This is a genomic window from Sphingobium xenophagum (assembly GCF_002288285.1).
Classification (GTDB): Bacteria; Pseudomonadota; Alphaproteobacteria; order Sphingomonadales; family Sphingomonadaceae; genus Sphingobium; species Sphingobium xenophagum.
This window is the reverse complement of the sequence record NZ_CP022746.1, coordinates 456,192-478,003: the sequence shown is the minus strand read 5'-3', so window position 1 is coordinate 478,003 and position 21,812 is coordinate 456,192. Positions and strand designations below refer to the sequence as shown.

The following is a 21,812-nucleotide window of genomic DNA, read 5'->3' as shown; positions in this document are numbered from 1 at the left end:
ATAACGCCCCCATGGCGCAGGATGAAGCGCCCCGACCCGATCCTGATGTCGATACCCTGATGGAAGACCCAGCGCCGATGAACGATGCCTATCGCAAACCGCTGCCCGGCACCGCAGTCGACTATTTCGACACGCGCGCCGCGATCGAGGCGATCCGCCCCGGCGCTTATGTTGGCCTGCCTTATGTCTCGCGCGTGCTGGCTGAGCAACTCGTCCGCCGCTGCGATCCTGCGCTGCTGACCGACGCGCTGACCCAGATCGTCGAACGCAGGCGCGATCTCGATTTTCCGTGGTATCCCGCGCGTGTCGTGTGCCACGACATTCTTGGCCAGACGGCACTCGTCGATCTGGCAGGACTACGTGACGCGATCGCCGATCAGGGCGGCGATCCCGCCAAGGTCAACCCCGTGGTGCCGACGCAGCTGATCGTCGACCACTCGCTTGCGGTCGAATATGGCGGCTTCGACCCGCACGCGTTCGACAAGAACCGCGGGATCGAGGATCGCCGCAACGAGGATCGCTTCCACTTCATCGAATGGACCAAGAGCGCGTTCGAGAATGTCGACGTGATCCCGGCGGGTAACGGCATCATGCACCAGATCAATCTGGAAAAAATGTCGCCCGTCATCCAGGTGCGCGATGGCGTCGCCTTCCCGGATACGTGCGTGGGCACCGACAGCCACACTCCGCACGTCGACGCGCTGGGCGTCATCGCCATCGGCGTCGGCGGGCTGGAGGCCGAAACGGTCATGCTCGGCCGCGCCTCGATGATGCGCCTGCCCGATATTGTCGGCGTGCGCCTGACCGGCCGCCGCAAGCCGGGGATAACGGCCACTGACATCGTGCTCGCAATCACAGAATTCCTGCGTCAGAGCCGCGTCGTCGGCTCCTGGATCGAGTTCTTCGGCGAAGGCGCCGACGGCCTTTCGATCGGCGACCGCGCGACGATCTCCAACATGTGCCCCGAATATGGCGCCACTGCCGCGATGTTCCACATCGACAGCCAGACGATCGACTATTTGTTGCTGACCGGACGCGATGCAGCGCATGTCCGCCTGGTCGAGGCTTACGCAAAGCGCACCGGGCTGTGGGCCGATGATCTGCGCGCCGCCGAATATGAGCGCCTTCTGGAGTTCGACCTGTCCACCGTCGTACGCAACATGGCCGGGCCGTCCAACCCGCACCGCCGCCTGCCGACGTCGGCGCTGGCAGAACGCGGCATCGCCGGCCATCTCGTAGAGGCCAAGGCGCAGGAGCGCGATGGGCTACTGCCAGACGGCGCCGTGATCATAGCTGCGATCACCAGTTGCACCAATACGTCGAACCCGCGCAACGTGGTCGCCGCCGGACTGGTCGCGAAAAAGGCGAACGCACTGGGCCTGGCGCGCAAGCCATGGGTCAAAACCTCCTTCGCGCCCGGTTCCAAGGTCGCGCGGCTCTATCTGGAAGAAGCCGGGCTGCTGCCCGAACTGGAAAAATTGGGGTTCGGCATCGTTGCCTATGCCTGCACCACCTGCAACGGCATGTCCGGCGCGCTCGATCCTGCGATCCAGAGCGAGATCATCGAGCGCGACCTCTACGCCACCGCCGTGCTGTCGGGGAACCGCAACTTCGACGGGCGCATCCATCCTTACGCCAAGCAGGCCTTTCTCGCGTCGCCGCCACTGGTGGTCGCTTATGCGATAGCGGGCACCATGCGCTTCGATATCGAAAATGATGTGCTCGGCGTGGCGGAGGGCAGAGACATCCGCCTGGCCGACTTGTGGCCGAGTGATGAGGAGATCGACGCCATCGTGGCAGCCTTTGTGAAGCCGCAGCAGTTTCGTGCAATCTACGATCCGATGTTTGCCCCGCGTAGCCGCGACGAGGCCAGCCCGCTCTACGACTGGCGGCCACAATCAACCTATATCCGTCGCCCGCCCTATTGGGATACCGAAGGCGTGGGCGCGATGGCTGCCTTCCCGCGAACCTTGAAGGCCATGAGGCCGCTGGCGATCCTGCCCGACAATATTACCACCGACCATCTCTCGCCATCCAATGCGATCCTCCCCAGTTCGGCAGCCGGCGAATATCTGGCGCGGATGGGGCTGCCGGAGGAAGACTTCAACTCTTACGCCACCCATCGCGGCGATCATTTGACCGCGATGCGCGCCACCTTCGCCAATCCGCAGCTGGTCAATGAAATGGCCGTGGTCGATGGCGCAGTACAGAAAGGCTCGCTCGCCCGCGTAGAGCCAGAGGGCAAGGTCATCCGCATGTGGGAAGCCATCGAAACCTATCTGGATCGCCGTCAGCCCCTCATCATCATTGCCGGGGCAGATTATGGACAGGGCTCCTCGCGCGACTGGGCGGCCAAGGGCGTGCGGCTTGCGGGCGTGGAAGCCATCGTCGCTGAAGGGTTCGAACGCATCCACCGCACCAACCTCATCGGCATGGGCGTACTGCCGCTGGAGTTCCAGCCCGGCACCACCCGCCTGACGCTGGGCCTCGACGGCACCGAAACCTATGATGTGGAAGGCGAACGCTGCCCGCGCGCCACACTGACTCTGGTGATCCGCCATGCCGACGAAGCGATCACGCGCGTACCTGTGACCTGCCGCCTGGATACGGCTGAGGAAGTCTCGATCTATGAGGCAGGCGGGGTGCTGCAGCGTTTTGCCGCCGACTTCCTGGCTTGCGAAACGGCGACCGTCTGATGTCCCAGATCGCCATCCCCGCCACCTATATGCGCGGCGGCACCAGCAAGGGCGTATTCTTCCGTCTGGAAGATCTACCCGAAGCGGCCCGCATTCCCGGCCCGGTCCGCAATCGCCTGTTCCAGCGGGTGGTCGGCAGTCCCGACCCCTACGGCGCGCAAATCGACGGCATGGGCGGCGCGACGTCCAGTACCAGCAAGTGCGTCATCCTTTCGCCCAGCGCCCGCCCCGGCCATGACGTCGAATATCTCTACGGGCAGGTTTCCATCGACGCCGACTTTGTCGACTGGTCGGGCAATTGCGGCAATCTCTCGACTGCTGCCGGGGCGTTCGCGATCCATGCAGGCTATGTGGACGCCGGTTCGGACGGGGTACGCACCGTGCGCATCTGGCAGGCCAATATCGGCAAGACCATTATCGCCCATGTCCCGGTCAACGGCGGCGCGGTGCAGGAAACGGGCAAATTCACGCTGGACGGGGTGACCTTTCCCGCTGCCGAGATCGTGCTGGAATTTCTCGACCCTGCCGATGAGGGCGGCGCGATGTTCCCGACCGGCAACGTGGTGGACGATCTCGAAGTGCCTGACGAACTAGTCGCTGGCGGGCGGATCAGGGCCACGCTCATCGACGCGGGCATTCCAACGATCTTCGTCGATGCCAAGGATCTCGGCTATACCGGCACTGAACTGCGGGAAGCCGTAAACGGCGATGCGGCTGCACTCGCACGCTTCGAGGCACTGCGCACCATCGGCGCGCTCAAGCTGGGGCTGATCGGGACGCCAGAGGAGGCGGCGAAGCGCCAGCACACACCCAAGATCGCCTTCGTCGCCCCGCCCGTCGATCATCGCACGGCAAGCGGCCGACATGTGATGGCAGGAGAGATCGACTTACTGGTGCGGGCGCTTTCGATGGGCAAGCTGCACCATGCGATGATGGGCACCGCTTCGGTCGCGATCGCGGCGGCTGCCGCCGTGCCCGGAACCCTCGTGAATCTTGCGGCGGGTGGAGGAGAACGCAAAGCAGTCACGTTCGGCCATCCTTCCGGCAGCCTGCGCGTCGGAGCCGAGGCCGCGCTGGTGGACGGCAAATGGACCGTTACCAAGGCGATCATGAGCCGCAGCGCCCGCATCCTCATGGATGGTCGTGTGCGCGTGCCCGCCGCTATACTGGAAGGAGGACAGATATGATCTCCAACCGCCCGGAAAAGGGTCTCGACCTTTTCGGAGCCATGGTCAGCGCCGCCGCCGATCGCGCTTCCTCGCATCTGGTCGGCACGATCCGCTTTGCCAGATGCGAATCTGTCCAGCTCAACGAAGGCTTCGCCTCGCCCGGCGTCGATCTCGAAACCTGGTCGGTCAGCGCCGATCATCAGGCCATAATCGTCTCTGTATTCGCGACCGCGACACAGGACGGCGGCCGGACCATGGCCGCCAGTGGCCGCTTCACTTTCACCACGCTCACCCACAAACGGGACTATGCCGCATGAACGCCGAAACTGCCTTCAAACCCAAAAAATCGGTTGCGCTTTCGGGCGTTGCCGCGGGCAACACCGCTTTGTGCACTGTCGGCAAGACCGGCAACGATCTGCATTATCGCGGCTACGACATTCTGGAATTCGCCGAGGGGGCCGAATTCGAGGAAATCGCTCACCTGCTGGTCCATGGCGAATTGCCCACTGCACCGCAACTGGCCGCCTACAAGGCCAAGCTCAAGGGTCTGCGCGGGCTGCCACATTCGGTGAAATCAGCGCTCGAAGCTATTCCGGCTGCCGCGCACCCGATGGACGTGATGCGCTCAGGTGTTTCTGCCCTGGGATGCGTGCTGCCCGAAACGCACGACCACAACCAGCCCGACGCGCGCGATGTCGCCGACCGGCTGATGGCCTCGCTCGGCTCCATCCTGCTCTATTGGTATCACTTTGCCCACCATGGCCGCCGCATTGAGGTAGAGACCGACGACGACAGCATCGGCGGGCATTTCCTCCACCTGCTGCATGGCAGGCCTGCCCCGGCACGCTGGGTGCGCGCCATGCACACCTCTTTGATCCTCTATGCCGAGCATGAATTCAACGCCTCCACTTTCACAGCGCGCGTCATCGCCGGCACCGGGTCGGACATGTATTCATGCATCGCAGGCGCCATCGGCGCGCTGCGCGGGCCAAAGCATGGGGGTGCCAACGAAGTCGCCTACGAAATCCAGAAACGCTACGCGACCCCTGACGAGGCCGAAGCCGACATTCGGCGCCGGGTAGAGGCCAAGGAAGTGGTGATCGGTTTTGGCCACCCGGTCTACACGATTTCCGATCCGCGCAATGTCGTCATCAAGCGCGTCGCCAAGGCGCTGGCGGACGAGGCGGGCGCCCAGCGCCAATATGCCGTCGCCGAACGGATCGAGCGCGTGATGTGGGACGCCAAGGCCATGTTCCCCAATCTCGACTGGTTTTCGGCGGTATCCTACAATCTGATGGGCGTGCCGACCGCGATGTTCACGCCACTCTTTGTGATTGCCCGCACGTCGGGCTGGGCCGCGCATGTGATCGAGCAGCGCGTGGACAACAAGATCATCCGCCCATCGGCCAACTATACCGGCCCGGAAAACCTGCCTTTCGTGCCGCTCGCCCAGCGCAGCGAAGCGGCTTGAGGAGACACCCATTGCCCTATCTTCTCGCTGACGACCTTCCCACCGAATCCGCCGGCAAACGCTTCCGCGCCGCGTTGGAGCGTCCGGGCATCTATCGGCTGCCCGGCGCGCACAACGGCCAGGCCGCGATCCAGGCGCGCAACGCCGGGTTCGACGGGCTTTACCTGTCCGGCGCGGCGATGACCGCCTCTATGGGCCTGCCGGACCTTGGCATTATCACCGTGGATGAGGTGACATTCTTCATTCGCCAGATTGTGCGCTCTTCCGGGCTGCCGCTGCTGGTGGACGGGGACACCGGCTATGGCGAAGCACTTAATGTCATGCACATGGTCCGCTCTTTTGAGGAAGCGGGCGCAGGGGCGGTCCATCTGGAAGACCAGATCCTGCCCAAAAAGTGCGGACACCTCAACGGCAAGGCACTTGTCTCCCCTGTCGACATGGCCACCAAGGTCGCCGCCGCGAAAAAGGCAAGCCGCGACATCATGATCGTCGCGCGCACCGACGCCGCCGGGGTCGAAGGCTTCGATGCCGCTGTGGATCGCGCTAGGCTCTATGTCGATGCCGGAGCCGACGCGATCTTCCCCGAAGCACTGAACACTCGCGAAATGTTCGAAAAGTTCGCCGCAGCCCTCCCAAACATACCGCTCCTCGCCAACATGACCGAGTTCGGCAAGACCCCATTCTACACAGCCGATGAGTTCGAGGCGATGGGCTACAAGATGGTCATCTGGCCCGTCTCCTCGCTTCGTGTCGCCAACAAGGCGCAGAGCCTGCTCTATGCCGCGATTGCACGGGACGGCGGCGCACATGCCATGGTCGATGCCATGCAGACCCGCGCCGAGCTTTACGAGACGATCGGCCTCCATGCTTACGAAGAACTCGACGCGTCGATCGTGAAGACGATCGTGCCCGAAGCGGTCCCGCAGACCTAGACGCTTTCTGCTTTCCAGTATCCCTGCGTGAGGGTGGTCTTTCGATCTCGATGGATCGGAAGGTCGTTTCCATGCGCGTGCCAATCACGAGATTACAGGACCATCGCCATGACCGCCATAGGCCACGACACCTTGGGCACCCGCACCACCCTGACCGTCGAGGCGCAGGATTATGCTTATTACAGCCTCCCCCACGCTGCTGAGCGATTGGGCGACATCAGTCGCCTGCCCTTCAGCCTCAAAGTGCTGCTGGAAAACCTCCTGCGCTTCGAGGACGGCGCTTCGGTCACGGTCGATGACATCCGCGCCTTCGTCGAATGGCAGCGGGACTATCGCTCCACGCGCGAGATCCAGTACCGTCCGGCCCGCGTGCTGATGCAGGACTTCACCGGGGTTCCGTGCATCGTCGATCTGGCCGCCATGCGCGATACCATGAACCGGTGGGGCGCCGATGCGTCGCGGATCAATCCTCAGATACCGATCCACCTGGTAATCGATCATAGCGTCATGGCAGATGAGGCCAGCACGGCAAATGCGTTCGATGCCAATGTCGCCATCGAATATGCACGCAATGCCGAACGCTACGAATTCCTCAAATGGGGCGCGGCCACGCTCGACAATCTGAAGGTCGTGCCGCCGGGCACCGGCATCTGCCATCAGGTGAACCTGGAGCACATCGCCCAGACTGTCTGGACCAGCGCGGACGAAAGCGCTGCCCTGATCGCCTATCCCGACACCTGCGTCGGCACGGACAGCCATACTACGATGGTCGGCGGCCTTGGCGTGCTGGGCTGGGGCGTGGGCGGGATAGAAGCCGAAGCCGCCATGCTGGGGCAGCCGGTGTCGATGCTCATTCCCGAAGTCGTCGGCTTCCGCCTGACAGGCGCGCTGACCGAGGGCGTGACCGCGACCGATCTGGTGCTCACCATCACCCAGATGCTGCGCGCCCATGGGGTGGTCGGGCGTTTCGTGGAGTTCTGTGGCGCCGGGCTCGACGCCCTACCGCTGGCGGACCGCGCGACCATCGCCAACATGGCCCCGGAATATGGCGCGACGTGCGGCTTCTTTCCGGTTGATCAAGCGACCATTGCCTACCTGCGCCTAACCGGGCGGGATGAAAGGCGGGTAGCGCTGGTCGAGGCCTATGCGAAGGCGCAGGGGATGTGGCGCGATGCGGCCAGCCCGGAGCCCGTTTTCACCGATCTGCTGGAGCTTGACCTGGCCTCGGTGCTTCCATCTGTTGCAGGCCCGCGCCGTCCGCAGGATCGCGTGCGGCTCAAGGATGTAGCCCACGGCCTGCGCACCGAACTGGCAGGTGCCTACGGCAAGGCGGACGAACTGAACGCGCGCGTGCCCGTTAACGGCGCGGACTTCACGCTTGGCCATGGTGACATCGCCATCGCTGCGATCACCAGTTGCACCAACACCTCCAATCCTTCGGTACTCGTCGCGGCTGGTCTGGTCGCTCGCAAGGCACGGGCGCTGGGTCTGGTGCCCAAACCCTGGGTGCGTGCGACGCTCTCCCCCGGCAGCAAGGTGGTGACCGATTATCTTGTCCGCTCCGGCCTTCAGGAAGACCTTGATGCGCTGGGCTTCGCGCTGACCGGCTATGGTTGCATGACATGCATTGGCAATTCCGGTTCGCTGGAAACGTCGATCAGCGAGGCGATCAACCGGAACGGCCTTGTCACTGCGGCCGTGCTATCGGGCAATCGCAACTTTGAAGGCCGTATTTCGCCCGATGTTCGCGCCAACTATCTGGCCTCGCCGCCGCTGGTAGTCGCCTACGCCCTGCTGGGTAGCGTGTCGCGCGACATTAGCACCGAACCGCTCGGCAATGGCGCGGAAGGACAGCCAGTATATCTGCGCGACGTCTGGCCGTCCAACGCCGAAATCGCCGCCACTATCGCCACTTCGATCGATCCTGAGATGTTCGCCGCCCGCTATGCCGATGTTTACGAAGGCGACGCGCGCTGGAGGGCGCTGGCGGTCAAGAAAGGCGCTACATATGAATGGCCGACGTCCTCCACCTACATCTCGGAACCGCCCTTCTTCGAAGCCCTAGATCGTCAGCCTGCGCCGGTGACCGATATCATCGCGGCGCGATGCCTCGCCATCTTTGGGGATTCGATCACCACAGATCATATCTCACCGGCAGGATCGATCAAAGCTTCCTCCCCCGCAGGCCAATGGTTGCAGGAGCAGAACGTGCTTCCTGCAGATTTCAACAGCTATGGCTGCCGTCGCGGAAACCATGAGATCATGATGCGCGGCACCTTCGCCAATATCCGCATCCGCAACGAAATGATGGGCGGTATAGAGGGTGGCAACACGATGTTGAACGGCGAAAGCCTGCCGATTTATGAGGCTGCCATGCGGCACAAGGCGGCCGGGACGCCCCTGATCATTATGGCTGGCAAGGAATATGGAACCGGCTCATCCCGCGACTGGGCTGCGAAAGGAACTGCGCTACTTGGAATTCGCGCGGTCATCGCCGAGAGCTTCGAACGCATTCACCGCTCCAACCTTGTCGGCATGGGCGTCCTGCCGCTCCAGTTTACCGATGGGATGACCCGCAATCGTTTCTTCCTACGTGGTGACGAGCGATTTACCATTACCGGTCTCGCTGGACTGCAGCCGCGCCAAATCGTGACGGTCGAAGGGGAACGGGCGGATGGCCTGCGCTTCAGCTTCAAGACGCTCTGCTGCATCGATACGACCGACGAGCTGGCCTACTACCTGAATGGTGGCATCCTGCCTTACGTGCTGCGCAATCTCGCGGCCTGAGCCTTTCGCAAACATTTCAGATTGCGGCTAATGCAAAAATGCGCTGATATTCAACGATAATGAGATCGGGGCCTGAGAATTTGCGAATAATGCGAAGAGCGACAGATTGATGCGCAAGGCCTTTATGGGCGTGCGATTGCGGCGGCTGCGGGAGGAAAAGAAGCTCAAGCAGATCGAACTGGCACAAGCGCTCGGCATATCAGCCAGTTATCTCAACCAACTGGAACAGAATCAGCGGCCGCTGACCGTGCCGGTGCTGGTGAAGATCAACGCCGTATTCGGTATCGATGTCCAGCTCTTTTCCGACGACGAGGAAGCGCGGCTCATTACCGACCTGCGCGACGCCCTGTCGGATGGGTCGGATACAATCTCGCTGGCCGAAGTGCGCGAACTGGCGATGAACATGCCGGCTGTTGGTCGCACGCTCATATCGCTGCATCGGCGCTATCGCGAAGCCTCGGAACGGTCCGAGGCGATGGCTGCGCAGCTAGGGGACGAATGGGTCGCCGGCGGCCCGCCGCGCATGCCTTTCGAACAGGTGCGCGATTTCTTCTACGCCCGCCACAATCACGTCGAACCGCTGGATGAAGCGGCCGAACGGCTTTACCTGCAAGCCGGTTTGACACCGCGAACCATTCATAGCGGCGTGATCATGTGGCTCAAGGAGCGCCATGGCGTACACGTCCTGTGTGACGACAGCGATGCTGAGAACAACTGGACGCAGCGTCGCTACGATCCGTTGACCCGCACGCTCCATGTTTCGGCCAATCTGAATACGGGCCAGCAAACCTTCCAGATGGCCACGCAATTGGGCTTCCTGGAACTGGGCCAAGAGATCGACCGATTGGCAGATGATCCGGTCCTGACTGGAGAGGAAGCGCGCAGGCTGGCGCGGATCGGCCTTGCCAACTATTTCGCAGGTGCGCTCATTCTGCCTTACGGCCCTTTTCTGGCGGCGGCGGAACAGGAGGCCTACGACATCGAGAAGCTCGGCCGCCGCTTCGGTGTCGGCTTCGAAACGGTTTGCCACCGCCTTTCCACGCTGCAGCGCACGCAGGCACGCGGCGTGCCATTCTTTTTCATCCGGGTTGACCGGGCAGGGAATATCTCGAAACGGCAGTCCGCTACCGATTTTCACTTTTCCCGCGTGGGCGGCACCTGCCCGCTGTGGAACGTCTATGAAGCTTTCGCACAACCCGGCCGAGTGCTGACCCAAGTGGCACAGATGCCGGACGGGCGCACCTATCTATGGGTGGCCCGCACGGTGGGCAGCGGCAACGCAGGTTACTCAGAGCCGAGCAAGACTTTCGCTGTCGGCCTTGGCTGCGATATTCGCCATGCCTCCCGTCTGATCTACGCGCGCGGACTGGACCTTGCCGATCCCGCCATGGCGACGCGAATCGGGGCCGGTTGCAAGGTCTGCGAGCGGCCAAACTGCCTGCAACGCGCTTTCCCACCAATTGGTCGCCCCGTGACGGTGGACGAAAACCGTAGCTCAGCCGCGCCATATCCGGTGGACTAAGGCGCGGCACTCAAACAGTCTCAGCCACGCCAAACCGCCACCGGAACAGATCGTCCGTACGCGGGATCGTACCAGCCCCTTGTGATAAGTCGTCAGGCGGGTAGCAGGGCGCGATTGCCCTGTGCTTCGGCGCGGCCATGATCCACAACCGCCTCGCCTATCAACAACAGGGTCGGTTCCTTGTCGCTGACGGCCTGAACCAAGAAGGCGAGCGCGGAGAGTTTGCCCCGAATGAGTCGCTCGGTCGGCAGGGAGACGTTGACCGCGACCATGACCGGCGTGTCAGGGTGCCGCCCCGCATCGATCAGATTACGGCTGATCTCGCTCGCCGCCGCGCGGCCCATGTAGATGCCAAGCGTCCCACTGCTCGCAAGCGCCGGCCAGTCAAGCGCGAGCGGCTCGCCGGCCATTAGATGGGCGGTCACCAGCGTCAGCCCGCGCGCGACGCCGCGCAGCGTGAGTGACATATGGCCGCTCGCTGCCGCTGCGCTCGCCGTGGTGATGCCGGGGCAGATGTGGACAGGGATGCCTTCACGCCCCAGATGCGCCATTTCCTCAGCCGAACGGCCAAAGATGGACGGATCGCCGCCCTTCAGTCGGACCACGCGCCGCCCCGCCTTCGCCGCCGCGAGCAGGAGGTGGTTGATGCTTTCCTGAGCTTTGCTGTGGCGGCCCGACCGCTTGCCGACACCCACCCGTTCCACGCCTGGCGGGATCAGGCCAAGCACCCCCGGCCCTACCAGTGCATCGTAAAAGACGATGTCGGCAGCAGCGATCAGCCGTTCGGCCTTGCGGGTCAGGAGGTCTGGATCGCCAGGCCCCGCCCCCACTAGCCACACCTGTCCGGGCGCTATCGGGGAATCTGGCAAATCATTCGGCTGCATGAAGCGTCTCCTGTTGTGCCTGCGCTAATATACTGGCCAGCGCGGGGCGGCATGACCCGCAATTGGTTCCTGCCCCCAAAGCTGCGCCGATCGCGGACACATCGACCAGACCCTGTTCACGAATGGCCGTGACAATCATGTTCAGGCCAATGTCGAAACAGACACAGATGATAGCGCCCTTGTCGGGCTGATTGCCTGGCCCGCGCGCGGCCAGCACCGATGCGCCGACTCCCTCGACCGCGAGTTGGCCGATCAGCCAGTCGCGGGTCGGCAATATGCCGGTACGGGTGACGATCAGCACGCCCGCCAGCTTGCCGTCGCGGATGATTGCGACGCGGCGGGTACCGCGCGCCCGATCGATCGCCTCGACCCGGTCACCCTTGGGCAGGCAGGCTTCCAGCCGTGCCGGATCGCCATTACCCGCCACTTCGTAGAGCGCGCCGCCCGGCACGGTGATGCGCGTCACCCATAGGCATGGCACGCGGACGGCTTCGGCCCCGCGCAGGATCAGAAAACCCTTCCATTCGGTGGCAAGCTTTTCGACCCGGACGGGGGTGGATTTGAACCCCGGCTGGCCCGAATGGGGATCGACCAAGGGGCGCGGCAGCAGGCCGGTGCGACCGCCGCTCGATTGCTGGTCGGTCCAGTGGATCGGCGTAAAGACTTCGCCGGGGCGCTGGCCATCGCTGATCCGCGCGCGGAACAGACTTTCCCCCTGCGGCGTCGATACGCGGGACAGATCACCATCGGTTATGCCCAGCCGAGCGGCATCGTCTGCATGGATTTCGACCAACGGTTCTTCCCGGTGTCGCGCAAGTTTGGGGCTTAGGCCCGTGCGGGTCATGCTGTGCCACTGATCGCGGTAGCGCCCGGTGTTGAGCGTCATCGGCCAGTCCCTAAGTGGACCCTGCAGGTCCATTTGCGTCACCAGCACCAGCCGCGCCTTGCCGTCGGGGGTCGAAAAGCGCCCGTCGGCAAAGGGCGTGCCGCCCCAGCGGAAGGGTTCCATCGCATCATAGGCGTCATTGCCGATCGTCGCTTGCGCCCGCAGGTTCAGCAGCCGCGCGCCATCATTCTGATAGGCGGTCAGCCGGGCATGTTCGCGCCAGATTTCGGCAGGACGATCATAGGCGAAGGCGTTGCGCCAGCCCATCCGGCGGGCAACCTGCGTCACGATCCACCAATCGGGCATGACCTCGCCGGGCAGCGGCATCAGCGCGCGCTGGCGGCTGATCGTACGGTCGGAATTGGTGACAGTGCCATCCTTTTCACCCCAGGCCGCAGCAGGCAGGCGGACATGGGCGTGGACAGCGGTATCGGTGGTGGCCATCACGTCCGACACGACCAGGAACGGCACCGTTTCCAGCGATTCGCGGACGCGATTGGCGTCGGGCATCGACACGGCAGGATTGGTCGCCATCACCCACAAAGCCTTGATCCGGCCTTCGTTGATGGCGCGGAACATGTCGACGGCCTTCAGCCCCGGCTTGGTCGCCATGGTCGGCGCAGCCCAGAAGCGCCCGACCCGCGCAACATTGTCCGGTGCGAAATCCATATGCGCGGCTATTGTCGAGGCAAGTCCCCCAACTTCGCGCCCGCCCATGGCGTTGGGCTGACCGGTGATAGAGAAAGGCGTCGCGCCCGGCTTGCCGATACGACCGGTGGCAAGATGGACGTTGATGATCGCATTTACCTGATCCGTGCCGCGGATCGACTGGTTGATCCCCTGGCTGAACAGGGTAACGGTGCGCGGCGTCGCGGCGAACAGCTCATAAAATTGCTGGAGCAGCGCAGGCGAGAGGTCACAGGCTTTCGCCGTGGTCCACAGGTCATGGCCGGTGCGAATATGATCCCAGAAACCGTTGGGCGCGCTGACGCTGTCGCGCAGAAAGTCCACGTCAATCAGCTTTGCCTGATCCATCCAGGCCAGCAGCCCGTTCATCAGCGCGACATCGCTGCCGGGCCTCAACGCCAGATGCAGGTCCGCGCCCTCGCAGCTTTCGGTGCGGCGTGGGTCTATCACCACCAGTTTCGTCCCGCGCGCGGCGCGGGCGGCCTGTATCCGCTGATAGACGATCGGGTGGCACCAGGCGGTGTTGGACCCGATGAGGACGATCAGGTCGGCTTTGTCCAGATCATCATAGCTGGCGGGCACCACATCTTCGCCGAAGGCTCGGTTGTGTCCCGCCACCGCGCTCGACATGCACAACCGGCTGTTGGTGTCGATATTGGCCGATCCGATAAAGCCCTTCATCAGCTTGTTGGCGACATAATAATCTTCGGTCAGTATCTGGCCGGAGACATAGAAGGCGACGCTGTCCGGCCCATGTCTGGCGATCGTGTCGCGGAACCGCTTGGCGACCAGGTCCAGCGCCTTGTCCCAACTGGCCCGTCGGTCGCCGATCATCGGATGGAGCAGGCGGCCTTCAAGGCCGACCGTCTCGCCCAGATGCGTGCCCTTGGAACAAAGCTTGCCGCCATTGGCCGGATGCGCCTCATCCCCCCTGATTGTTACGGCGCGGCCGCCGGTCGGCGTCGCTGCGATGCCGCAGCCGACGCCGCAATAGGCGCAGGTGGTGCGGATCGCCTGGCGCATCAGGCAGCCACCTTAGCCATTTCGGGCCGCGCGATCCATATACGGCCATACTCCTGCTTCACCGCGATCGTCGGAGTGCAGCCCTTATCCTCGCCCTGCGCCTCGCCGCTTTTCAGCGCGATGTTCCAGTTATGCAGCGGGCAGGCGACGCTATGGCCATGGACGATACCCTGGCTCAGCGGCCCCTTTTTGTGCGGGCATTCATTGACCAGCGCAAAAATCTGGTCGTCGCCGGTGCGGAATACTGCAATTTCTTTCTCGCCACCGATGTGAACGGTGCGGGCACCGCGCGGCGGAATGTCGGCCAGCGTGCCGATGTCGATCCAGTCGGTCATATGTCTCACTCCGCCGCGATGGAAATGGGGCTTAGGGGCTGGTGCAGGTCGCTATGGACGCCGACTGCACGCTCCGCCCACGGATCATCCTGCATGAACTGCTGCGAAAACAGGAAGCGGGCGCGCAGCGCCTCGCGCCCGGCATCGTCCTCGACGATGCGCTGCTTGACATAGGCGATGCCGACCCGCTCGATCCACGGCGCGGTGCGCTCCAGATAGCGGGCTTCCTCGCGATACAGCTGGGTGAAGGCGGCGCAATAATCGAGCGCTTCCTGTTCGGTCGCGACCTTGCACAATAGGTCGGTGACGCGAACATGGATGCCGCCATTGCCGCCGACATGGAGTTCATAGCCTGAATCCACGCAGACGATGCCGAAATCCTTGATCGTCGCTTCCGCGCAATTGCGGGGGCAACCCGACACCGCGATCTTGAATTTGTGCGGCATCCACGACCCCCAGGTCATCCGTTCGGTCTTGACGCCAAGGCCAGTCGAATCCTGCGTGCCAAAGCGGCACCATTCGGACCCGACACAGGTTTTGACGGTGCGCAGCGACTTGCCATAGGCGTGGCCGGACACCATGCCCGCCGCGTTCAAGTCCGCCCAGACGGCGGGCAGATCTTCCTTCCTGATGCCGAAAATATCGAGCCGCTGGCCGCCGGTCACTTTGACCATCGGCGCGTCGTATTTTTCGACTACATCGGCGATCGCGCGCAGTTCGCGCGGGTTGGTGAGGCCGCCCCACATGCGCGGGACGACCGAATATGTGCCGTCCTTCTGGATATTGGCGTGCATCCGTTCATTGACGAAACGGCTCTGCTGGTCATCGACATAGATGCCGGGCAGCGCACACAGCAGATAATAATTAAGCGCTGGGCGGCACGACGAACAGCCGTCGGGCGTGGACCAGTGCAGCTTTTGCATCACTTCGGGGATGGACCGCATATCCTGCGCCACGATTTCACGGCGGACATCGTCATGGCCGAAACTGGTGCATTTGCACATCGTTTTGGGACCGGACTGCACCTCATCACCCAGCGTCAGCGCAAGGATATTTTCGACAAGGCCGGTGCAGCTGCCGCAACTGGCCGATGCCTTACACCCTGCGCGGACCGCATCCAGGCTGCACGCCCCCTTGTCGATGCAGGCGACGACCTGGCCCTTGGAAACGCCGTTGCAGCCGCAAATCTCGGCATCTTCCGAGAGCGCTGCAACGGCCGCCTTAGGGTCCAGCGCGCCCCCTCCGGAGGCGAAGGCTTGGCCGAAGATCAGCAGGTCCCGAATGTCGGCGACATTTTCGCCGCGCTTCAACAAGTCGAAATACCAGCCGCCGTCCGCTGTATCACCATACAGGACCGCGCCCACGACCTTGTCGTCCTTCACCACGACACGCTTATATATGCCGCGCGATGCGTCGCGCAGGACGATGTCCTCGCACCCTTCGCCGCCGGAAAAGTCGCCCGCGGAAAAAACGTCCAGACCCGCGACCTTCAGTTTGGTCGACGTGACACTGCCCTTGTAGCCACTATGCTGATCGGTCAGGCCATCGGCCAAGGCGCGGCACATATCCCACAGCGGCGCGACCAGGCCATAGACATTGCCGTCATGTTCGACGCACTCGCCCACCGCCAATATGGCGGCATCGCTGGTGACCATATGGTCGTCCACCTTGATGCCGCGCCCGACATCCAGCCCCGCATCGCGCGCCAGCGCGACCGACGGGCGAATGCCTACCGCCATTACGACCAGGCTGGCGGGGATTTGCGTACCATCCTTCAGGCGCACGCCCTCGACCTTGCCATCACCGTATATTTCGGCTGTGTCGGCACCGGTCAGGATCGTCTGGCCCCGCCCTTCCAACGCACTCTTGAGCAGCCAGGCCGCCGCTTCGTCGAGTTGCCGTTCCATCAGCGTGGGCATGATGTGCAGCACCGTCACCTTCATGCCGCGCAGGGTCAGGCCATGCGCCGCTTCCAGCCCCAGCAGACCACCGCCGATGACCACGGCGTCACCGCCGCGATTGGCGGCATCCAGCATCGCATCGACATCCTTCATGTCGCGGAAGCTGATGACGCCGGGCAGATCCTTGCCGGGCACCGGGATGATGAACGGGTCGGACCCCGTGGCAATCAACAGCCGGTCATAGCCGATGGTACGACCTGACCGGCTGGTGACGGTCTTGCGCGCTCGGTCGATCGCCGACACCGGATCGGACGTGATCAGGGTGATGTCATGATCGTCATACCAGGCGCGGTCATTGATGATGATGTCTTGAAACGTCTTTTCCCCCGCCAGCACCGGGGACAGCATGATCCGGTTATAGTTCACATGCGGTTCGGCGCCGAAGATGGTGACGCGGTAGCGCACCGGGTCACGCGCCAGCAATTCCTCGACCGCTCGGCACCCGGCCATGCCATTCCCGACCACCACCAGATGTTCACGCACATCGTCCATTGGGACGCCGATGTCGTCCCCGCTGTCCGTCACCGGACTTGAACCGCCCTGAAATTCCATCCTCGTCACTCCGGAAAACAAAAAAGCCGCCATCCTGACCCCGGTAAGAACCGAAAGTCAGGATGGCGGCTTTGCCATCATATGCGCCTTGCCGATCCGCCTGTGGACCGCTTCGGCTATGGTAGGAAGGGCAGCATCGCCCTCTTGCGTTGCACCATAAACGGAATCGCCGATACGCTCAAGCGATTCCGTTCATGATCGATCAATAGGACCAATCAGCCTGAAGCCACAATTTCTGCGTGTCCGTCGCCATGGCCTTTGCATCATAGCGGGCGTAGCGGACGGAGAGCGCCGTTTTCTTCACCTTCGCAGATGCGATAAGGTTGATCTCGTCGCCATAATGCTGGTCCAGCCGGTCGCTGTCGAACCGATGCCACACAGCCATCAATGCCGCACCGGAAAAAGGGCCTAGCTGCTTCCAGCCGTAGCCAGCACCAACATAGATGTCGCGAATGCCGTTGCCTGGCGTCGTGAGGAATTTGTCAGCCCAGCCCTGAAATTTGAAATTGGTACCAAGCGGTGTCTGGAAACTGGTCAACGCAGCGCCGCTACTCGCGCCCAGGACTTCGTAACCAGCGTTGAGTTTCCAGCCCTTCACGTCCAGCGTCGCATCGGCCAGCCAATAATCCGCGCTGTAATTATTGGGGTTGGCGTGATGGTCGGCCTGCTTGGCATAACTCAGCTGATAGGAGAGTTTCGCCGCCTTGGACAAAGGCTGCGTCCCTGCCAGCCGCACGCCATAGGTCTGGCTGGACAGGCGGAATGCCTGCATCGCCGCTTCATCCTGATCGACCAGATAGGCAAAGCCGCTCAGCGTCCCGACCGGCGTGACGTAGGACAGGTTGACGAAGATATTGTCGCCGCTCACCGCCTGCTGCCGCGCGCCCTTGCCCTGAAAACCCCAGATGGTGCGCACGCTCCAGGCATAGGACAGGTCCAGTTTCAGCCCCTGCGCGGGGGTCAGTTCCATCCGCATCGCGTCGAATGTCTGGCCATTGTTGCGGAACGCGACATTGCCGACGAACCGTTCGTCGTCCAGCGCGATCCGCTGCCGACCGCCGGTCAGCGTGACCAGCTTGGTCTTGTACTGAAGCTGGGCGATATAGAGCGCGACATTCTCAGGATCGGCTATGATCGGCCGGTTCGCCGCCCCGTTCAGCCCATCATAATATCTGTCGACCACCGCCAGATTGCCCTGCCCAATGACTGTGGCGCTCAGCGCCCCGCTGGTCGCGGCCAGCCCGGCACGGGCGCGGATGGTCAGCGCATCGGACTTGTCTATCGCCAGTCCTTCCTGATCGGCATGTTCGTAACGCAGGCGTGCTTCGGCCACCGGCTTGATCCTGATGTCCTGGGCCTGGGCCGCGGACATGACGGTCCCTGCGGCGGCCGATATGGCCGCCGTCGCAATCATATATTTCATGGATGTCATCCCCCCTCGGATGATGGTGCGACCGGTATAAGGGGGCGGCCTTCCATGAAGGTCCGCCCCTCCCCTCCAAACGTCAACTCAGATTCGGGCGCCCGTGCTCCAGGTTGCGCGCCACCGGGCCTTGACCAGCGCCAGCCCAGCAAAGGCGATGACCGCCAGCCCCGCAAAGATCAGGAAACCGGCCGAAAAGCTGCCGGTCAGTTGCTTGGCAAAGCCCAGCGAACTGGCGAGATAGAAGCCGCCAATGCCGCCCGCCATGCCGACGAGGCCGGTCATCACGCCGATTTCCGCCTGAAACCGCTGCGGCACCAACTGGAACACCGACCCGTTGCCTGTGCCGAGCGCCAGCATGGCGATGACGAACAGGCCCAGCGCAGCCCCCAGCGTGGTGGCGAAGGCTACCCCCGCCAGCGCAATCGCGGCGACGATATAGACCATCATCAGCGCCTTGACGCCGCCAATCCTGTCAGCCAGCGCGCCACCCAGCGGACGGACCAGCGATCCGGCGAACACGCAGCCTGCAGTGCAATAGCCCGCCATCACCGGAGTCAGGCCGAACTGGTCGGTGAAATAGATCGGCAGGCTGGCGGCAAGGCCAACGAACCCGCCGAAAGTGACGGCATAGAAGGCCATCAGCAGCCAGGCGTCGGCCTGTTTGAGCGGCTGGAAATAATCGACCATCTTCTTGGCCGGGGGCGCATTGGGTGCATCCTTCGCCATGATCATATAGATGACAAAGACGATGCTGAGCGGGATGCAGGCCAGGCCCAGCACGGCGTTCCAGCCGAACAATTTGGCCAGGCCCGGCGCGAACAAGGCGGCCAGCACGGTACCCGAATTGCCCATGCCGGCCAGACCCATCGCCTTGCCCTGATGTTCGGCGGGATACCAACGGCTGGCGAGCGGCAGCGCGATCGCAAAGCTTGCCCCGGCGAAACCCAGCACTACGCCCAGCGCCAGCGTACCTTCAAAGCTGTTGATGCCCAGCGCCCAGGCAGTGAACAGGCCGATGATGACGATAACCTGGCTGATCGCGCCAGACAATTTCGGGCCGATCCGGTCGACCAGCAGGCCGTTGACCACGCGCAACAGCGCCCCCATCAGCGTCGGCGTGGCGACCATCAGCCCCTTTTCGGCGGGCGTCAGCATCAGCGTCTTGGCGATCATCGGGGCGAGCGGCCCCAACAGCACCCACACCATGAAGGCCAGGTCGAAATAGAGAAATGCCGCGATCAGGGTCGGCGTGTGGCCGGCCTTCCAGAAGCTGGTCGTGGCGGCGGGTTGCTGCCCTTCGCCCTCCCGGTCCCAATATGCAGTTGCCATGATAGGTCACCCCAGGTTCGAAAATGAACAAAAAAAGCCGCAGGCCGGACATTTCCCGATGGGACGTCCGGTCAGCGGCTTTGCTGTGTGATAGATCGGAATGGCGGTCCCGACCTTGGGATGACGCATTCCTGTTCAACGCGCATCGTCGCGCGGTTACAATCTTATCTCGCGATTCGCGTCATGTTGCAAGGCACAATTTTTCGCCGAAAATCAACGCAGCGGCGCAAAACCGCTCAGAAATTCGTCGATTCGTTCCGGGTCGAACACCCGCTTGTCAAAGAAGCTGTCCGGCCCCAGCGTCAGCTCGCCCCGGCGAGATCCGACCGCCAGCGGTGCGGCGACCGCCCCTTCCAGCTTCATGCTGGCGCCGGGCATCGGCACATTGCTGTCGGCCAGCGCGCGGCGGAATATGTCGGGGCGGAACACGGCCCCTGCCCGCGCAGCCATATCCGGATCATGATCGACCATGCCCCAGCGCACCAATTGCGAATAGATCCACAACGCCTGACTGCGCCAGGGAAAGGGCGTTGCTTCCCGCCCGAACAGCATGAAATCGGGACTGACGATCGAGGGTTCGCCAGCCCGCGCGACAAGTGTGCCGGAGAGGGCGCGATCGATCAGATAGGCGGGCTGGTCGACATAATCCGGTCGGGCCAGCAAATGCGTCAGGTCGTCGCGGTGCGCTGGATCATCGCACCATGCCGCCGCCCGCACCAGCGCGCGCAGCAGTCGGTCGACGGTTTGCGGATTCTCCTCCAGCCAGGATTCGCGGAAAGCCAGCACCTTTTCGACGCCGCGTCGCCAGATGCGCTCGCCGATCGCCACGGTTTCAGCGAGGCCCGCTTCCACCGCCGCGCTGCCCCACGGTTCGCCCGCGATGAAACCGTCTATCTCGCCCGCGTGCATCGCCTCGACCGTCAGTGAGGGCGGCAGCACGCGCAGCACGACATCGCGATCCGGGTCCACGCCCGCGCTCGCCAGCCAATAGCGCAGCATGATCGCATGGCTCGAAAAGCGGTGGACGACGCCAATCACCGGCTTACGCCGCCACAGGCCGATCGCGGCGGCAAAATCATGCGCGGTGCCCAGCGGATCGGCCAGACGGCTGGCGATAGCCTGCTCCAGCGCCTTGGCGAAATCGCAGGCCATGACCAGCATATTGCCGTTGACGTTCAGCTTGTAGGGCGCAGCCAGCGCGGCGGGCTGCTGGCTCAGCCCCAACGTCACCGCTACGGCCAGCGGCGCCAGCATGTGCGCGGCCTGCACCTGACCAAAAACCAGCCGGTCGCGCAGCGTCGCCCAACTGGTCGTGCGCACGAGATCAAGGGCAATCCCCTCCTCCTCGGCAAAACCCCTTTCCCGCGCCGCCACCAAGACGGCGGCATCGGTCAGCGGCAGGAAGGCGATGCGCAGCCCTGTCGTCATAATCCCCCTCCCAACAGGTCGCTGGCGGTGATCAGCGCCTGCGCCACTTCCACGATTTTCTTGCCCTGATTCATCGCTGCCGTCCGCAGCAGCGCATAGGCATCCTGCTCGCTCAGCGACCGCTGGTTCATCAGAATGGACTTGGCGCGGTCGATGATCTTGCGGTCGGACAGCGCGCTGCGCGCCTCTTCCAGTTCACTCTGGATCTTGGCAAAGGCGTTAAAGCGCCGCACCGCCAGTTCCAGCACCGGCTTGACCCGCTCCTTGCGCAATCCGTCAACGACATAGGCCGACACGCCCGCATCGATCGCCGCACCGATCATCGCCTCGTCAGACTGGTCCACGAACATGGCGATCGGCCGGGCGAGCGCACGGCTGACCGTCAGCATCTCCTCCAGCGTATCGCGACTGGGGCTGCCAAGGTCCATCAGAACCACATCGGGGGCCATGCGTTCGAGGCGCGCGACAAAGCCGCCGCGCGGCGGGACGATATGAATATCGTCATAGCCCGCCTCGTGCAGCCCCTCTTCGAGGACGCTGGCCCGCAGCCCGCTGTCATCAATGATCACGATTCGCATGGAGCTGACTCGCCGGACATGGGGACGGCAGGTCGGGCAACGGCAAGGCAAGGTCAAGAGGAGAAGCCACGGATGCGTTCCCTTCGCCTCAGATGGCCCTGTCACGCCTGCCGGCGAATATCGTCAGGAACTTTGACCTGAAGCTG

Annotated in this window: 15 protein-coding genes; 7 read left to right on the top strand and 8 right to left on the bottom strand. The window is 63.2% G+C overall.

Annotation, left to right across the window (positions count from 1 at the left end; genetic code table 11):
• Nucleotides 1-11 precede the first annotated feature (11 nt).
• From acnD to CJD35_RS17035, 7 genes are all read left to right on the top strand, one after another.
• On the top strand, nucleotides 12-2,696 hold the full coding sequence (acnD, locus tag CJD35_RS17065; protein ID WP_017182465.1) for a Fe/S-dependent 2-methylisocitrate dehydratase AcnD: 2,685 nt from the start codon (nucleotides 12-14) through the stop codon (nucleotides 2,694-2,696).
• Nucleotides 2,696-3,883, top strand: a complete 1,188-nt coding sequence (prpF, locus tag CJD35_RS17060) for a 2-methylaconitate cis-trans isomerase PrpF (protein WP_017182464.1) — start codon at nucleotides 2,696-2,698, stop codon at nucleotides 3,881-3,883. Before acnD ends, prpF begins: the two co-directional genes overlap by 1 nt.
• Nucleotides 3,880-4,182 carry a hypothetical protein gene (locus CJD35_RS17055; protein WP_017182463.1) on the top strand — a complete coding sequence of 101 codons (303 nt, stop codon included), beginning with the start codon at nucleotides 3,880-3,882 and terminating at the stop codon, nucleotides 4,180-4,182. The genes prpF and CJD35_RS17055 overlap by 4 nt, the downstream gene beginning before the upstream one ends.
• Nucleotides 4,179-5,336 carry a bifunctional 2-methylcitrate synthase/citrate synthase gene (prpC, locus tag CJD35_RS17050; RefSeq protein WP_017182462.1) on the top strand — a complete coding sequence of 386 codons (1,158 nt, stop codon included), beginning with the start codon at nucleotides 4,179-4,181 and terminating at the stop codon, nucleotides 5,334-5,336. Before CJD35_RS17055 ends, prpC begins: the two co-directional genes overlap by 4 nt.
• A gap of 11 nt (nucleotides 5,337-5,347) precedes the next feature.
• Entirely contained in the window at nucleotides 5,348-6,268 is a 921-nt protein-coding gene (gene prpB / locus CJD35_RS17045) for a methylisocitrate lyase (RefSeq protein WP_017182461.1), read from the top strand.
• 108 nt (nucleotides 6,269-6,376) lie between these two features.
• Nucleotides 6,377-9,055, top strand: coding sequence for an aconitate hydratase AcnA (gene acnA / locus CJD35_RS17040; protein ID WP_017182460.1), 2,679 nt, complete (start codon nucleotides 6,377-6,379; stop codon nucleotides 9,053-9,055).
• A gap of 109 nt (nucleotides 9,056-9,164) precedes the next feature.
• On the top strand, nucleotides 9,165-10,577 hold the full coding sequence (locus CJD35_RS17035; RefSeq protein ID WP_017182459.1) for a short-chain fatty acyl-CoA regulator family protein: 1,413 nt from the start codon (nucleotides 9,165-9,167) through the stop codon (nucleotides 10,575-10,577).
• A 92-nt stretch (nucleotides 10,578-10,669) separates the two neighbouring features.
• Here CJD35_RS17035 and cobA read toward each other — a convergent pair whose 3' ends face one another.
• The 8 genes from cobA to CJD35_RS16995 form a co-directional block, all read right to left on the bottom strand.
• A complete protein-coding gene (gene cobA / locus CJD35_RS17030) occupies nucleotides 10,670-11,461 on the bottom strand; it encodes a uroporphyrinogen-III C-methyltransferase (RefSeq protein ID WP_017182458.1) in 792 nt (263 codons plus the stop codon).
• The gene (locus CJD35_RS17025; RefSeq protein ID WP_017182457.1) at nucleotides 11,448-14,057 is read right to left on the bottom strand and encodes a nitrate reductase; all 2,610 of its coding nucleotides are present in this window, start codon (nucleotides 14,055-14,057) and stop codon (nucleotides 11,448-11,450) included. Before CJD35_RS17025 ends, cobA begins: the two co-directional genes overlap by 14 nt.
• Nucleotides 14,057-14,392, bottom strand: a complete 336-nt coding sequence (gene nirD, locus CJD35_RS17020; protein WP_017182456.1) for a nitrite reductase small subunit NirD — start codon at nucleotides 14,390-14,392, stop codon at nucleotides 14,057-14,059. Before nirD ends, CJD35_RS17025 begins: the two co-directional genes overlap by 1 nt.
• 5 nt (nucleotides 14,393-14,397) lie before the next feature.
• Nucleotides 14,398-16,905, bottom strand: coding sequence for a nitrite reductase large subunit NirB (gene nirB / locus CJD35_RS17015; RefSeq protein ID WP_086486391.1), 2,508 nt, complete (start codon nucleotides 16,903-16,905; stop codon nucleotides 14,398-14,400).
• Nucleotides 16,906-17,107: 202 nt separating this feature from the next.
• Entirely contained in the window at nucleotides 17,108-18,328 is a 1,221-nt protein-coding gene (locus tag CJD35_RS17010; protein ID WP_017182454.1) for an alginate export family protein, read from the bottom strand.
• An 87-nt stretch (nucleotides 18,329-18,415) separates the two neighbouring features.
• A complete protein-coding gene (locus CJD35_RS17005) occupies nucleotides 18,416-19,660 on the bottom strand; it encodes a nitrate/nitrite transporter (RefSeq protein ID WP_017182453.1) in 1,245 nt (414 codons plus the stop codon).
• Nucleotides 19,661-19,873: 213 nt separating this feature from the next.
• A complete protein-coding gene (locus CJD35_RS17000) occupies nucleotides 19,874-21,088 on the bottom strand; it encodes an ABC transporter substrate-binding protein (RefSeq protein WP_017182452.1) in 1,215 nt (404 codons plus the stop codon).
• Entirely contained in the window at nucleotides 21,085-21,666 is a 582-nt protein-coding gene (locus CJD35_RS16995; RefSeq protein WP_017182451.1) for an ANTAR domain-containing response regulator, read from the bottom strand. The genes CJD35_RS17000 and CJD35_RS16995 overlap by 4 nt, the downstream gene beginning before the upstream one ends.
• Nucleotides 21,667-21,812: the final 146 nt, after the last annotated feature.